14 protein-coding genes are annotated in these 16377 nt (G+C 29.5%); 13 read left to right on the top strand and 1 reads right to left on the bottom strand.

Annotation, left to right across the window (positions count from 1 at the left end; translation table 11 throughout):
- Positions 1 to 6 precede the first annotated feature (6 nt).
- From AANAER_RS11910 to AANAER_RS11850, 13 genes are all read left to right on the top strand, one after another.
- Positions 7 to 330, top strand: a complete 324-nt coding sequence (locus AANAER_RS11910; RefSeq protein WP_044417517.1) for a hypothetical protein — start codon at positions 7 to 9, stop codon at positions 328 to 330.
- Positions 331 to 341: 11 nt separating this feature from the next.
- Positions 342 to 641, top strand: coding sequence for a flagellar hook-basal body complex protein FliE (gene fliE, locus AANAER_RS11905; protein WP_044417519.1), 300 nt, complete (start codon positions 342 to 344; stop codon positions 639 to 641).
- A gap of 14 nt (positions 642 to 655) precedes the next feature.
- Positions 656 to 1114, top strand: coding sequence for a flagellar basal body rod protein FlgC (flgC, locus tag AANAER_RS11900; RefSeq protein ID WP_044417520.1), 459 nt, complete (start codon positions 656 to 658; stop codon positions 1112 to 1114).
- Positions 1115 to 1117: 3 nt separating this feature from the next.
- Positions 1118 to 3313 (top strand): flagellar hook-length control protein FliK, encoded by a 2196-nt coding sequence (locus AANAER_RS11895; RefSeq protein ID WP_129082090.1) that lies wholly within the window; start codon positions 1118 to 1120, stop codon positions 3311 to 3313.
- Positions 3314 to 4063, top strand: coding sequence for a flagellar biosynthetic protein FliR (locus AANAER_RS11890; RefSeq protein WP_129082089.1), 750 nt, complete (start codon positions 3314 to 3316; stop codon positions 4061 to 4063).
- A gap of 11 nt (positions 4064 to 4074) precedes the next feature.
- The gene (flhB, locus tag AANAER_RS11885; RefSeq protein WP_129082088.1) at positions 4075 to 5127 is read left to right on the top strand and encodes a flagellar biosynthesis protein FlhB; all 1053 of its coding nucleotides are present in this window, start codon (positions 4075 to 4077) and stop codon (positions 5125 to 5127) included.
- 3 nt (positions 5128 to 5130) lie between these two features.
- Positions 5131 to 7125, top strand: coding sequence for a tetratricopeptide repeat protein (locus AANAER_RS11880; protein ID WP_129082087.1), 1995 nt, complete (start codon positions 5131 to 5133; stop codon positions 7123 to 7125).
- Positions 7126 to 8430, top strand: a complete 1305-nt coding sequence (gene fliI / locus AANAER_RS11875; protein ID WP_129082086.1) for a flagellar protein export ATPase FliI — start codon at positions 7126 to 7128, stop codon at positions 8428 to 8430. It begins immediately after the preceding gene.
- 109 nt (positions 8431 to 8539) lie between these two features.
- Positions 8540 to 10660 carry a flagellar biosynthesis protein FlhA gene (gene flhA / locus AANAER_RS11870; RefSeq protein ID WP_129082085.1) on the top strand — a complete coding sequence of 707 codons (2121 nt, stop codon included), beginning with the start codon at positions 8540 to 8542 and terminating at the stop codon, positions 10658 to 10660.
- Positions 10660 to 12129 carry a BatD family protein gene (locus AANAER_RS11865; protein WP_129082084.1) on the top strand — a complete coding sequence of 490 codons (1470 nt, stop codon included), beginning with the start codon at positions 10660 to 10662 and terminating at the stop codon, positions 12127 to 12129. The genes flhA and AANAER_RS11865 overlap by 1 nt, the downstream gene beginning before the upstream one ends.
- Positions 12130 to 12138: 9 nt before the next feature.
- Positions 12139 to 12846, top strand: a complete 708-nt coding sequence (locus AANAER_RS11860; RefSeq protein WP_129082083.1) for an efflux RND transporter periplasmic adaptor subunit — start codon at positions 12139 to 12141, stop codon at positions 12844 to 12846.
- The gene (locus AANAER_RS11855) at positions 12833 to 14533 is read left to right on the top strand and encodes a molybdopterin-dependent oxidoreductase (protein WP_129082082.1); all 1701 of its coding nucleotides are present in this window, start codon (positions 12833 to 12835) and stop codon (positions 14531 to 14533) included. The genes AANAER_RS11860 and AANAER_RS11855 overlap by 14 nt, the downstream gene beginning before the upstream one ends.
- On the top strand, positions 14520 to 15701 hold the full coding sequence (locus AANAER_RS11850) for an MFS transporter (protein ID WP_129082081.1): 1182 nt from the start codon (positions 14520 to 14522) through the stop codon (positions 15699 to 15701). Before AANAER_RS11855 ends, AANAER_RS11850 begins: the two co-directional genes overlap by 14 nt.
- Before the next feature lie 12 nt (positions 15702 to 15713).
- On the opposite strand, the gene bioD is transcribed toward AANAER_RS11850, so the two are convergent.
- Positions 15714 to 16322, bottom strand: a complete 609-nt coding sequence (bioD, locus tag AANAER_RS11845) for a dethiobiotin synthase (protein WP_129082080.1) — start codon at positions 16320 to 16322, stop codon at positions 15714 to 15716.
- Positions 16323 to 16377 lie beyond the last annotated feature (55 nt).

Raw genomic sequence — 16377 nt, 5'->3', positions numbered from 1 at the left:
GATATTATGGTAGTAGAAAAATTCTCTCAAAATGTTATAAATAGCGGTATCTTCAGACTATATATAGCAACAGGCTTTTTTGCTACGCTTATTTTCTTTGTACTAAATGCAGACCTTTACACTCCTTTAGAGATGATGTTTGGGATTATTGGAGTAACAATAGTTCTAAAAGGAGTTTCCAATATGATGCTCTCCCTTATAATTTTACTTTTTGATTTAGATAGCAAGCGTAAAGAGCTTGATTTTAAATATAATGAAGAAAAAATCAATGAAATGATGGCAGAGTTAGGTGTGCAAGAGGCACAAAATGTCGGTAATAAAACTACTTAAGGAAGAATAAAATGGATATATCATCAATTTCTAGTTCAATAGGTCCCTTACAGACTAAACAAGAATCAAATCTAGTTAAGAACACAGGGGATAAAAGTTTTGCTGATATGCTTAAAGATGCAGTAAATGAAGTAAATGATTCACAAATTCAAGGTTATGATGCCATGGAAGGTATTGCAACGGGAAAAGTTAAAAATCTTCAAGAAGCAGTTCAAAAAATAGAAGAAGCAGATCTCTCTTTGAAATTAGCATTAGAAGTAAAAAACAAAGCAATAGCGGCATATAAAGAAATCAACAGTATGCAAGTTTAATATAGGAGATTAGTATGGGTTTTTTTGATGGATATAACGTATCAGTTTCAGGAATGTCTGCACAACGAACTCGTATAAATGTCGTAAGTGCAAATATTGCAAATGCGAAAACTACTCATACGGCAGAGGGTGGACCATATAAAAAACAAAATGTAGTTTTTGAAGAGGTTCTTTTAAACGAGAAACAAAAACATGCAAGCCAAGTAGATAAAAAATTAAATGAAAATTCTGATTTAGCTTTAAGGGGAGTGGGGGTAAAATCTATTGTTGAGGACGATGCAAGTCCTGTTATGAGATATGAACCCTCTCATCCCGATGCAAATGAAGAAGGTTATGTAGCATATCCTGATATAAATCCTGTTGTTGAAATGGTAGATTTAATCGAAGCTATGCGTTCATATGAAGCTAATGTTGCAACTTTTAATACCCACAAAGGTATTGATACAAAAACATTAGATATTATAAAAGTGTAGAAAATGAGTGAACAAGTAGAACTTTTACCTCTTGCTAAAGATCAAATTAGTAATAAAAAAGATGCTCCTTCAAGTAGTTCATCTAAAAAAGAAGGTATTTCCCTTTTTGATTCTTTGTTAATAAAAAGTAAAAGTGATCTTGAAGAAAGTTCTACACAAAAAAGTTTAAATAAAGATACTACAAAAACTCAAACACAAAAAGATATCTCTTCTCAAGCTAAAAATAATCTAAAAGAAGATACTAAGAATTTAGATAATAAAGATTTAGATGATACTTTAAAAACAAAAAAAGATTCTACGGTTAAAAAAGAGATAATAAACGAACAAGAAAAAGATAGTTCAAAAACAAGTGAAATAAAAAAAGATAACACTACTAGTTCTTTGTTGGATAGAATGATATTAGAAGCTAATAAAAAAGTTTCCAAAAATGATTTAAAAAAAGTTGAAACAGAAAAAAAAGAGACGGATGAACAAAAACTTTTAAAAAGTGATGATGAAAAAGTCCAAGATGATGAAGATTTAAATACAGAAGAAGTGCCCAAAAAAGATGATTTAAAAAAAGAACAAAATGAAAACAAAAATATTATAAACAATAAAAATGATCTAAAAGATGAAACTTCTTTAGAAAGTTTAAAAAACATAGAATCCACTTTAAATAAAGATAAAAATAGTAAAAACGAAAAAACAGATAATAATTTTGAAATAAAAAAAGAAAGCCTTTCTAAAAAAAATATAGAAAATACTCAAAATCTAAATAGCAATATAGAAAACAAAAATATCAAAAATGATGATTTAAAAGTTCAAGAAAATTTAGAAAAGAATAATATTGAAAAAAAAGTTACGGAAGATAAAGTATCATCAAAAGATGAAAATCTACAGCAAGAGCAAGAAAAAGATCTAAAAGTAAAAAACGCAAAGCCAGATCTTAACTTAGAAAAAAATGAAAACAGCCCTAAAGAGAATAAAAAAGCAGATGAAAAAATTTTAAATCAAAATGAACTTCAAAAACCTTCCGGACAGACTGCTGAAATAAAAACTACAAAAGAACAAAATCTCTCTGAAACTTTAAATAGTGATAATAATAAGAATATTAAGGAGAGTGAAGAACAGATAAAAGAGATTAAAAGTGACAAAACTTTAGACTCTTTAGATGAGGAAGCACTTTCCAAAACAGAACAAAGAGTTAATTTAGACAAAAATAGTTTAGATGAAACAAAAGATGAGAACAGAGCTGAAAAAAGTGAAAAAAAAGATTTCATAACTCCTTTAGTTCAAGAAAAAAAAGAGAGTGTTCTTCTAAATAAAAATCCAAACGATATAGAAAAGAGTGAAAAACAAAATTCTTCTCAAAAATCAAATGATTTTATGACAAATATCTTTTTAAGTACACAAAAAAGTTCTGTTTTATCCCAAATGATTATGAATAAAAGTGAAGGGGTTAAGACTCTAAAAGAGGCAGAATCTTTAAAAGATGTAAAAGAGGGTGCGGAAATTCTTGATTTGGGATTAAAAGATTTTGATATTCAAATTGATGAAGAGAGTTCAATAAAAGAGATAAAACAAAGAGTAGAGAGTAATAGTTCTATTTTGAATAAATTAGCACTGAATACGACTAAAACAGAGAAAGTTATAGATGAAGCTCTTCAAACAACAAAACAAGTTTCATCTTCAAATACGGCAAATAATACAACAGATTCAAAAGACGAGAGTGTGGATATAAATGTTAATTCAAATCTTGCTTTATCGATTCAAAACAGAATTATAGGTGCAAAACAGCAGTTATCATCGATGATGTCGGATATTGCAAGAAGTATGTATGAAAATTATAAGCCTCCTGTGACAGCTTTTAGAATAAATCTTATTCCTGCTCAGTTAGGTCATATCGCAATTTTAATGAAAAATGATAAAGAAAATTCTCTTTCTATTAATTTAACTCTATCTCAATCTTCTACTCACGATACTATGGTTGAGAATCAAAGTTCTTTAAGAGATGCTCTTCATAAAACTTTTAATTCAGGTCAAAATCAGACCTCTTTTAATTTAGATTTTAGTATGGAAGGCGGGAACTCTAGTCAGACTTATTCTCAAGAAGATAACAATCCAAATACTCAAAATAATTCAAAACAACACTCTTCAGATGAGATTATGGAATCAATAATTCAAAATCAGGATGTAGCTGAAGATTTAAACTATATGTAGATGCAAGAACTTATATCTCTTCTTAACGAACAGACCTTATACTCTTTTTTACTTCTTCTTGCAAGAATTTTAGCTTTTGTAGTTTTTTTGCCGATTTTCAATCATACTTCAATAAGTTCTTCAATCAGAGTTGCTTTTGCTTTTTTTATAACAATATTTTTATATCCCATTGTTGAGTTAAAAGGGGATTTTACCCAAGAAGGATTTCTTCTTTCTTTAATCAGTGAAATAACTCTTGGTTTTATTGCCGCAATGTTTTTAAATGTAGTTTTTAGTGCGGTTAGAATTATCGGGGATTTTGTAGGATATGCAACAGCTTTATCTATGGCAAGTATGTTTGACCCTTCAACAGGTTCAAATGAAGGATTAGTGAGCAGATTACTTTATTGGATTGCACTTATGATATTTTTCGAAACCGGAATGTATGAAATGACCATAGTTATTTTGTCAAAAAGTTTCTCTATAATACATTTAGGAACTTTTGATATTTTTTCTTATGACGGGATACAAATTGCTATAGATGAAATAAACAGAATGTTCGCTTTTGCTTTTGCTTTTGCTCTTCCTCTGTTTTTTATAGGTTTTATTATGGATTTATATTATGGTTACGGAACTAAATCTATGCCTGCTTTTTCACCTTTTGTTATTACTTTTCAGCTAAAATTTGCTTTAATATTTATATTTTTAATATTAGGTATGGATATCTTTGTAGATAGTTTTACTAATTATTTAATAACGAAATTTCAGTAAAGTAGAATTTAATGGCAGACGAAGAAGAAAAAACAGAAGAACCCACATCCAAAAAAATTGAAGATGCAAAAAAAGAGGGTAATGTTCCAAAATCAATGGAAGTGACAGGAGCCGCAATTTTACTTTTCGGCTCAATTTATCTTCTTTTTTTTTCAGGCTCAGCAGTTGATGGAATAAGAAAACTGATGCTTTTTACATACGGTTTTATCGGTCAAGATATGAGTGGAAACACTTTTTACTCTTTGGGGTATACTACAGTTATAACTTTGATAATTGCTTTGCTTCCTCTTTTTTCTTTGGTTATCATTTTAGCCCTTGTGACAAACTGGAGTCAATTTGGATTTTTAGCAACTCCTTTGAAACTTGATTTGCAAAAATTAGATCCTATAAAGGGTTTAAAAGGAGTTTTTGGACTTAAAAAAGCTTTAGAAGCTTTAAAATTAACACTTAAATTAATTATTATTTTTGCGGTTATGTGTGTTGTTTTTATGCTTACGTATAAAGCATTTTTGGCGATGATGGATAAAGAGTTGCATGCTACGATATATACAATAATAACATTAACAGGGTACTTTTTGGCAGCTATACTTCTTATTATAATAATTTTTGCTATAATTGATTTTTATTTTACGAGGTATTATTTCTTCAAATCACTTAGAATGAGTAAACAAGAAATAAAAGATGAATTTAAAAATATGGAAGGGGATCCTCAAGTAAAGGGTCGAATCCGTAGAATTCAGATGCAAATGGCAATGAAAAGAATGATGTCGGATGTACCTGAAGCAGATGTAGTTATTACCAATCCTACACATTATGCAGTTGCATTAAAGTATGACAATCAAGTTGATAATGCACCGAAAGTAGTAGCTAAAGGGATTGATTTTATCGCTTTAAAAATAAAAGATATTGCAAGAGATAACAGTATTCCTATTATAGAAAATCCATCACTTGCAAGGTCAATATATGCCCAGATCGAAGTGGATCAAGAGATACCCGGTGAATTTTATAAAGCAATGGCTGAAATATTCTCTTATGTATATGAGCTAAAAAACAAAAAAAGGTAAGTTTTGAAATTTTTAATATCATTGTTTTTACTAATCTCCTTTTTAGAAGCAAAAAAAGATTTCTATTTTAGCTTTATAAACTCTTCGGGAAATCAAATATCAGAAGAGAAAAAACAAGAGATAGCCGATGGCTTTGAGATAATAAATCACGCAAGAAAAATTTCAAAAGAGGGAAAAGTAGATGAAGCTTTTTCTCAAATAGAGGCTTTTAAAAGAGTAAATAAAATAAATCTTTTGGAATCTGATTTAATAATTTTGTATGCAGAACTATCTTTAAAGAAAAAATCAAAAAGACTTATTTTGCAATCAGCAAAAGAGCTGGAAAATGCTATAAATGATTCTAAAATTCATGAAGAAGATTTAGCAAGAGCTTATATGGTTCTAATAGAATTGAAATTGAATATAAACAAAGCAGATGATGCCATATATTTTGCTAATATCATTATCAACAATTTCGATAATCCGGTAATAAAAGCCTACGGGAAAATATATTTAGCAAAAATTTATAAATATCAAAGAGATTATACAAAAGCAATTAACGTTTTATACAAAATTTTAACGGAAACAACGGATATGTTGGTTGCAACTCTTGTAGCAGATGAACTTTTTGATGTATATATTTTAGACGGACAAAGAGAAAAAGCTTATGATCTTATTTCAAAAGTTTTGAAGAAGAATATAGATTATTATTCACAAGACTCTTTTTTGGCATTAGAAAAAGTTGATAAACTGACAAAGGTTGGAATGCCGGAGTTTGCTGTCGAAATATTACAGGAATTACTGAAAATAACTGATAAACCAAGTGCTATTGAAGATTTTAAATATAAATTGGCAAATACTTATATGGATATGTATGACGGTACAGATAAATATCTTTTAAAAGCAAAAGAGTTGTATAAAGATATTATAAATGATTATCCAAGAGGAATATATTTTGAAAAATCAAAAATGTATTTAGATGAAATAATAATGAGACAAGGTCTGGTTGAACCTGCTGTTTTAGCAACAAAATATCAATCCTCGGAATCAATGCAGCAAAAAGTTTTGCTTCAAGAGCTTTTAAATAATAAAATTAAAAAAAAGTATGAGTTAATACTAAAATCAAAAAGAATCTATAGAAAGATATCAAATAGTATAGCTCAAAGATTCGGTTATGAATCTATTGAAGCAATTTTTGATGAGGTAAATATAGATTTAATTAAGAGTTACCTTAAAACAGGTAAATGTTTTCTTCTTGATGATGCTTTGAAAACCGCAAGAGAAGAGACCTTTGAACTATTAATCAAAGACCCAAAAACAAAAGATGACTTTTTTGAGTGTTTGATTGAAGTTCCAAGCCAAAAATCTTATTCCCAAGTTGTAAATACTTTTAACAATGACAGAGATCCGAATATTTATCTCTACTTAGAGAGAATGGCTTTAGCTCTAAAAAGATATGATGATGCACAGAATTTCTCTTCAAAAGTTGATATGGTCGATGATAAAAAAGTTTTAAGTAAAGAGTTTTTATATAGATTCTTAATTTTACATGAAAAAAATGATGCTGCGGCTCTTGATAGATATTTTGATTATGCAAATAAAAATCCTAAATATATTGAAGATAATCTAACTAATCCTGTTATAATAGATTTTTATTATAACTATTATCTCTATTTGGTAAAAAAAGATTTAAAAACCCAAGCAGAAGATATTTTAAAAAAACTATATACAAAACAAAAAGAGTTAAATGCTTATGTTTATTCACCTTTTGTCGAGCTTGAACTTGCAAAAGTTGAGCAGACAAATAATAATAATCAAAGAGCTTTAGAACTTCTTTTAGATGCTTTAGATTATTCAAGAAGAATAAAACCCAATGATTTGGCTCAAACTTATTATGAAATTATCAAACTTTACGAATCTTTTGACAACTCTATTAAAAGAGATGAATTTATTAATAAATGTAAAGAGATAGAAGGTACTAAAGATAGCCTTTATAAAAAAATGTGTGATGAGATGTAGATGGATATAGATTCAATTTTAAACAGCATAGATTCAACAAACTTATTTGTCCCTTTTGGAAGAATTATTCATATCTCTTCAACCACGATAAAAGCAAAAGGTATCGAAGTAGCAGTAGGAGACATCGTAAAAATAGAGTCTCAATCTCACCTTTATACAGTATTAGGAATGGTAGCTTCAATAGAATCGGGATCTTTTACGATTGTTCCTTTCTCTTTTATTGACGGATTTAGAATTCAAGATAAAGTATATTTACAAAAAGAGGGTTTATCCGTAAAAGCGGGTTACGGACTTTTAGGAAGAGTTATCAATGCTTTGGGTGAACCAATAGATGAAAAAGGGAAAATAAGAGATTTAGAAGAGAGTTCTGCTATAAACAAACTTTCAATGCCCGCATTAGAAAGAGGAATAATAGATGAAAGATTTTCTACTGGAGTAAAAGCCATTGATTCAATGCTAACGGCAGGAAAAGGGCAGAAAATGGGTATTTTTGCCGGTTCCGGTGTCGGAAAATCGACATTAATGGGAATGATAGTAAAAGGTTGTGAAGCCCAGATAAAAGTCGTTGCTCTAATAGGGGAAAGAGGAAGAGAAATTCCTGAATTTATTCATTATAATTTAAATGATGATTTGGAAAATACGATTATTGTTGCGGCTACCTCCGACGAATCTGCTCTAATGAGAAAATACGGAGCTTTTACTGCAATGGCAATAGCCGAGTTTTTCAGAGACAAAGGGCATGATGTACTTTTAATGATGGATTCCGTTACAAGATTTGCAATGGCACAAAGGGAGATAGGACTTAGTACGGGAGAACCGCCTGTTAGCCGTGGATATCCACCTTCTGTTTTTGCTCTTTTACCGCAACTTATGGAGAGAGCGGGAAATAATGCAAAAGGTTCAATTACTGCTTTTTTTACGGTATTGGTTGACGGAGATGATATGAATGATCCAATTGCAGATCAAAGCAGGTCTATTTTGGATGGACATATTGTCTTAACAAGAGATTTAACCGAACAAGGATTTTATCCTCCTATTAATATCTTAAAATCAGCTTCAAGGGTAATGGACAAAGTCGTTTCGGAAGATCATTATAATGATTTTTTAAAGCTAAAAAGGATATTATCTCTAATTAAAGAGAATGAAGTTTTAGTAAGAGTTGGTGCATACAAACCCGGAATGGATGCTGAATTAGATGATGCCCTTGCAAAAAAAGATAAAATAAGAAATTTCTTAACTCAAAGTATGAAAGAGCAATATAATTTCAATGAAATTGTTGCAAAATTCAAGGAGGTATTTAAATGATACAAACAACTGTAAATACTTCTTTTTCATATATAAAAAAGAGATTGCCTCTTAAAAAAACAGATAAATCATCTTTAAAAAAATTTATTAAATAAGTATAAAATAGTAGATGAACTTAAAAAGATTTTTATCAAAAGACCTCTTTGTAGTTGCACTTTTTGTTGCAATTTTAATGATTATTATTATTCCTTTACCAAAAGGAGCTTTAGACTTTTTTTTAGTTATCTCTTTATCTTTGTCTCTTTTGATTTTACTTATCTCTTTATATATTCAAAGACCCTCGGATTTAACTACTTTTCCTACAATAATACTGATTTTGGCTCTGTTTAGATTATCTTTAAATATTGCTACTACAAGATCAATTTTAAGTGAAGGACATAACGGTCCCGAAGCCGTAAGTTCTATTATCTCAGCTTTCGGTGAATTTGTTGTGGGCGGTAATATGGTAATCGGTATTATCGTATTTATCATTTTGGTTTTAATCAACTTTATGGTTGTAACAAAAGGGGCAACCAGAGTTGCGGAAGTAACTGCAAGATTTACTCTTGATTCAATGCCCGGTAAACAAATGGCTATTGATGCGGATTTAAATGCAGGATTTATAGATGATAAACAGGCACAAAAAAGAAGAAAAGAGCTTATAACAGAAGCAAATTTTTACGGTGCAATGGACGGGTCTTCCAAGTTTGTAAAAGGTGATGCCGTTGCGGGTATTATTATTACTTTGGTTAATCTAATCGGTGGATTGTTGATTGGACTTTTTCAACATGATATGACAGTTGCTCAAAGCGGTCAGATATACACGATTTTAACAATCGGAGATGGACTCGTTGCCCAACTTCCTGCACTTATTTTATCTACTGCAACGGCAATTATTATTACTCGTTCAAATATGGATGAAGATAAATTTGCAAATCAATCGGTTGCCCAATTAGTAAAAGATTCAAAATCCTTGATTCTTGTAGGTATAGGTATGATTCTTTTTGCTTTTGTACCGGGATTTCCTACTGGAATATTGATTCTTATGGGACTTTTGATGGTATTGATAGGTTATACAATCTATATGATAGAAGAGGGCAGGGATAATGCTCTTACCAGACTATTTTCTGCAGGAAAAGAGAAAAAAGGAAAAATTGAACCTTCCGGTGATGTAAAAGATATAAAAGATAAAAAAAGAAAAGCTGCCTCAACAGATGATAAAAAAACTATAGAAAATCTTATGAAGCTTGAAGTTCTTGAACTTAAACTAGGAATCAGACTTCTGCAGCTTGTACAAGGAGATTCGGAATTATTGGATAAAATAAGAGGTATTAGAAAATCAATAGCAGCTGAATTGGGCTTTATCATACCTCAGATTAGAATTTCCGATGATTCAAATTTATCTCCGAATGAATATCAACTATATTTAAAAAGAATTCCCCTTGCAAAAGGAAGAGTAGAAACTAATAAACTTCTTGCTATGGGTGGAGTTCCAAATGAAAAATTAAAGGGTATAAGAGTTAAAGAACCTGTTTTTAATCTTGATGCAACCTGGATTGATCCAAAACAAAAAGAAGATGCTTTGATGAAAGGTTTTACCGTTGTTGATGCTCCTACTATTATTTCGACTCATTTATCTGAATTAATAAAAAAACATGCAGAAGATATTATTACAAGACAAGATATCGTAGATATTATAGAAGGGCTTAAAAAAGATTTTCCTATTGTTGTTGAAGAGGCTATGAAAGTTACTTCTTACGGCTCTTTACTTAAAGTTTGCAAAGATCTTCTTCATGAAAAAATACCGATTATCGATATGTTGACAATTGTAGAAGCAATTGCGGATATAGCTGAATTTACAAAAGCTCCCGATGTTTTATTGGAACATGTAAGAAGCAAACTGTACAGACTTATTACGGAAAGATTTAAAGATAATGATAATATTTTACATATTATTACGATAAAACCGGATATAGAACAGCAGTTTATAGGAAAACTTCAAGAACAGCACGGAGTATCTCAGCTTATGCTTTCAATTGCCGAAATTAATAATCTAGTTACAAAAACAAGAGAGCTTTTGGAGCAAATAGAAGCAAAAGGATTTACAAAAGTTGCAATGGTTGTTGACCCTCTTTTAAGAAAAAGAGTTTCTGAAATTTATGAAAAATTCGGTCTGCAAATTGCCGTTTTATCTCATGCAGAACTTGATTCAAAAGCAAACTTTTCAATTGAAGGGACATTGGCATTTTAATGAAATTATTTAAGTCTATTTTTCTTTTTTTTCTTTTTCAAATATGTTTGTATGCAGAAGTTGTTTTAAATGCACCTCAAAGTTTTGTAAAAGGTGAACCTTACTTTTTTGAGTTTGAAGTAGAAGGCAGTTCAATAACTTTTCCAAAGATAAAAGATATTGACGGTTTTGTTGTTGAAAACCAAGGTACCTCAAAATCTGTACAAATAATAAACGGAGATTATAGCCAGAAGCTGAAAAAAAGATATAAGATAGTTCCTACAACTGCTTTTACGATCCCTAGTTTTAAATTTGAAATTGACGGAAAAGAGTTTTTTTCACAAGCGAAAAAAGTTGTTTTAAAAAAAGTTACAAAAACTGATTCTTCAAATTTTGATTTGACTTTAATTCCTTCAAAAACAGATCTTTATGTAGGTGAAGATCTGCTACTGAAACTTGTATTTAAATATAAAAAAGATTTGCAAATTACAAATCTTGGTTTTGAAAAACCTCATTTTGAAAATTTTTGGTATAAACAAATAAACAGCAATAATCAAAGATATGAGCAAAACGGTTATATAGTTCAAGAGCTGGATTTTCTTCTTTTTGCACAAAAAAGCGGAGAGCTTAATATAAATCCTTTAAGAGTCGATGCACAGTTGATGCAAAGTGACGCTTCAAATCCTTTTAGCTTCTTCTCAACAGTTCCAAAAGTTGAAAAAATATACTCAAATGAACTGAAATTCAATGTAAAACCTCTTCCTAAAGGGGTGAATCTAATAGGTGATTTTGATATAAAAGCAAGTGTTGATAAAACAAAAATCAAACAATCCCAATCAATTTCATTAAAATTAAATATTACGGGAACGGGTAATTTTGATGATATAGAGGATTTTAAACTCAATATTCCAAATGCAACGATTTATGATAACAAACCTGATATAAAGACTAAATATACAAACAAAGGTTATGAAGGAGTATATTCAAAAGTTTTTTCTATTGTTCCTGAAAATTCTATTGAAATACCTAGGATTACTTTAAAATATTTTAGTAAAAAAGAGCAAAAAGTAGTTGAAAAAAGAACTCAAAGTTTTACAATAGAGGTAGAAAAAAGTAAAAAAGAGCAGAAAGTAATACTTCAAAAAGCAGAAAAAGCGATTGTAAAAGTAGAAAAAAATGAAGGGCAAAAAGAGGAAATATCATATGAAAATAAGCTTAAATACTTTTTGTTTGGTATAATTACGACTCTATTAATTTTGGGTTTATATAAATTTGTTAGAGTTCAAAATTCAAAAAAAGTTTCACAAGATACTCCATTGGGTAAATTGGTGAAAAAAACAGAAAACAGAACTGAATTAATGAAAGTTTTGGTTCCTTATTTGAAAAAAGATTCTGTTTTAGATGAACTTATATTTGAGTGTGAGTCAGACAAAGATTTTAAAATTTTGAAAAAAGAGATTTTAAAAAGATTAAAAGAGATTAAAATTTAAGAGGTTTATATGAGATATTTATTAGTTGTTTTATTTCTGTTTTCGTTCTCTTTAGCCGAAGAGTATTATGCAAAATTAGAGCCTATTGAGAGTTATTCGATAAAAGCATCAGTTAGTGGAAAAGTAATTTTTTCAAATAAAAATATTGAGGGTAAAAGAGCAAAAAATACCAAAATTATCGAAATTGATTCTTATGTGGATAGAATAGATTTGGAACAATCTTTAAAAAAACTTGATGCAATAAATGAGATGATAAAACTTCAAAATAAAAATTATCAAAGATTACTTAAAATCAAATCTAAATCGGGATATGAAAAAGATAGCCAAAAAATAAACGTAGTAAATTTAGAGGTAAATAAAGCAGATACTCTGATAAATATTGCAAATTTAAGAGATAGTATAAAAAACAAAAAACTTATTGAAAAAAATTTTTATATTTATAATATTGAAGTAAAAGAGGGGGATTACGTTACCCCGGGTACTTTGTTATATGAAGCAAAAGATTTAAGCCAAGGAAAGCTTGAAATTTATGTTCCTATTTTAGAAATAGAAAAAGTTAAAAACAAAGCTATCTTTCTAAACGGTAAAAAAACAGATTTAAAAATAGATAAAATATACGATGTAGCAGATTCAAAACATATTTCATCATATAAAGTAAAAATCATAATAAATAAGCCAAAAACTTTTTCAAGGCTGATTAAAATTGAATTCAAATAATACTATTGCTTGTCCTCTTGACTGCTTTGATGCTTGTGAAGCAGTTTTAGCTGAAGGTAAAATCAAAGGTAATAAAAACCATCCTACTACAAAATCAAAACTTTGCGTAAATTTTGCAAATTTACTAAAAGAAGATTTTTTAGAAGATGCTTATATAAACGAACAAAAAGTTGGTTTAAATGAAGCCTTAGAAGAGTTTAGTAAAAAATTAAAAGAGTTGAATCCTTTAAATACGCTTTATTACAAAGGTTCGGGAAATCTTGGAGTTATGCAAGCTTATCCAAAACTTTTTTTTGCGCAATACGGTTCAGTTTTTACCAAAGGGAGTCTTTGCGAAGGAGCAGGGGATGAAGGAATCGTACAAGGAAGAGGAAAGTGTGTAAATCCTCCTCTTGAGAGACTTTTAGCTTCCGATGTAATTATTGTCTGGGGAAGAAATTATACTCTTACAAGTCCGCATATGTATTCCTTAACAAAAGATAAAATCTTTATTACTGTGGATCCTGTCTCAACACCTATTGCAAAAAAATCAGAACTTCATCTGCAAATAAATCCTAAAACGGATTATGAATTGGCATTACTTTTAACAAGATTTGCATATATGGAACATATGGAAGATGAAGAGCTTTTTAAAACATCAAATGCAAAAGAGTTCCTAGAATTGGCAAAGAGTAGAACGCTTATCTCTTATGAAGAGACAACAGGCGTAGCTTTGCAAGATATTACAAAGTTTTTTGAAATAATAAAAGGAAAATCAGTTTCAATACTTCTTGGAATAGGAGTTCAAAAATATTTTGAAGGCGTTAATATAACAAGGGCAATAGACTCTTTTGCAGCTTTTATAGGACTTCATAATAAGCAAAAAGGCGGACTTTGGTATTTAGGAGATTCTGCTTATTCATATGAGGCAAAATTTAAAGTAGATGTAGAAAAAAAAGTCTCTTTACCCGAAGTTGATTTTTCCAAATATGATTTAGTCTTTATTCAAGGAGCAAATCCTGTCGTAAGCGCTCCAAATACAAAAAGAGTAATTGAAGGTTTAAAAAAGAGTTTTGTCGTGTTTTTCGGAACAACTTATAATGAAACCTGCTCTTATGCCGATATTATAATTCCTGCATCAAATTTTAAAAGTAAAAAGGATGTAAGATTATCTTACGGGCATCAATATAAAGCAATCTCTTATGCCGTTGAAAAAAAGCAGAAAAATAGTTTAAGTGAATATGAATTTTCTTTATATATGAGTAAAAAATTCGGTTTTAAAGCCTTACCGAAGTTTGAAGAGACTTTTGATTATTATGCAAAAAAAGAGTTTGTAGATGAATCAAAAGTAGAAAAATTCAACTTCTTAGAAGAGCTTGAAGTTGAAAATTTTTATACAAAAAAAGAGAAAAACGAATATTATCTTCTTTTTAGAAAAAGAAAGAACAACTTAAATTCACAATTTAAAGAGGATAATTATTTATATATCAACCCCGATTGCAACTTTAATGAAGGTGATAGTGTTATTGCAAAATCTTCATTTGGTGAAGCCTCTTTTATTTTAAAATTCGATGAAGATATAAAAAAAGAGTGCATCGTACTTTTTGCAGGGAATAAAAAAGCAAATTATTTGACAAACCATCAAAGTGACGAGCAAGCTTTTTCTGCAATGTTTCAAGAGGTATTAATAAAACTTGACTTACAGTGAACTTTTAAAAAACAATCCTTTAATAGCTAAACTCTCACTTTTGCAGTTTATAGCTTATTTCGGAGCTTGGTTTTCAAATGTTGCAATTTATACAATGCTTGTAAACTTCGGCTCTTCTGCTCTTGCAATTTCCATCGTAACTGCAATGCACCTTTTACCCGCTGTTGTTATTGCTCCTCTTTCAGGAGCAATTATTGATAGATTTAGAGTTAAATCTTTGATGATGGTTTTGCTTTTAAGTGAACTTTGTATGACTCTGCTTTTTTTGACGATTGACAGTAAAGATGAGTTGTGGATACTTCTGATTTTGATTTTTATTAGAATGGGCAGTTCTTCAATGTTTTTTTCTACGGAGATGTCTTTACTTCCAAAATTAGTCAGAGGAAAAGCTTTACAAAAAGCTAATGAAATACATTCGATAATCTGGTCTTTTACCTATGCAGCAGGTATGGCAGTAAGCGGAATAGTAGTAAATTCCTATGGAATAAAAACTTCGATTTTAATAGATGTTATGTTTTTTGTTGTAGCAATAGTTCTGTTTTTGAATATTGAGTTTAAAGTTGACATAATTCATACAAAAGAGAAAATAAGCTCTATGATAAAAGACGGTTTTTTGTATATAAAAAACAATAAACTTGTGCTGCATCTTCTTTTTTTACATGCAAGTGTAGGTTTAACCTCTTTTGATACTTTAGTTACTCTTTTGGCAAAAAATGAGTACAAATATGTTATTGCCGTTCCTTTGTCAATCGGAATTACAAATGCGGTCAGGGCTTTTGCTTTAATGATAGGACCTCTTTTTATTACAAACAGAGTAAATAAAGATAATCTTTTTTATATCTTTATTTTCCAAGGTATTGCAATTATTTTTTGGGGATTTTTGCAGTTTAATTTCTATTTTGCTTTGTTTGCGGTATTTTTAACGGGATTTTTGACTACTACTATTTGGTCTTATACTTATGCTTTAATTCAAGAAAAAGTAGAAGATAAATATTTAGGCAGAGTAATTTCATACAATGATATGATATTTATGCTTTCAAATGTTATTACAACTTTTTTTATAGGAATAATGGCAGGTTTTATCTCTTTAGAGTTTGTAACGGCATTTTTAGGGATAGGATTTTTTCTTGTGGCAATTTATTATAAATGGTTAAAAAAATTTTTATAGGTGTGAGCCGGATTAATCCAGCTCATGAAGATATTTCAAGGTTTTAAAATGTTTTTCTAAAAAGGGTTTTGAAACTTCGTCAAAACTATCTTTATCTTGATAAAGATTTATATACCATTCAAAATCTATTTTTCTGTTTTTTAAAGCTTCAATGGATAATAAAATATCATTTATGCATCCAAGTTTAGAAGGCGCTATTAAAACTGCTTTTGCTTCAAATATTTTAATTAAATCAATCATAAACAGATCTTCTAACACAGGAACCATTAATCCTCCGGCACCTTCAATAACAAGAAGGTCACACATAGTTTCCAAATATTTTATTTTATCTTTTAAAAATTCAAAATCTATATTTTGCTCTTTTTTTGCAACATATGGTGCTGCGGGAAGTTTAAACTGATATGGAACCACATCATTTATCGTTACTTTAAACTCAGGATTTAACTTTTTTACAAGTTCAAACATTTTTGAACCGTCTAAAGGTTTATCTATTACTCCTGTTTCACAAGGTTTAAAATATCCTACTTTTAAACCTTTTTTTGCATAATGTTTTAAAATTTGTTCGCTGGCATAAGTTTTACCAACATCGGTGTTAGTACCACTTATAAATATTCTATTCATATTGTTATCCTTTCATAAATTTGTAATTGTATCCAAATATAAAATAAACTTTAAA

Source organism: Halarcobacter anaerophilus, assembly GCF_006459125.1.
Lineage (GTDB): Bacteria > Campylobacterota > Campylobacteria > Campylobacterales > Arcobacteraceae > Halarcobacter > Halarcobacter anaerophilus.
The sequence above is the reverse complement of the archived record's forward strand: the minus strand, read 5'-3'. Positions and strand labels throughout refer to the sequence as shown.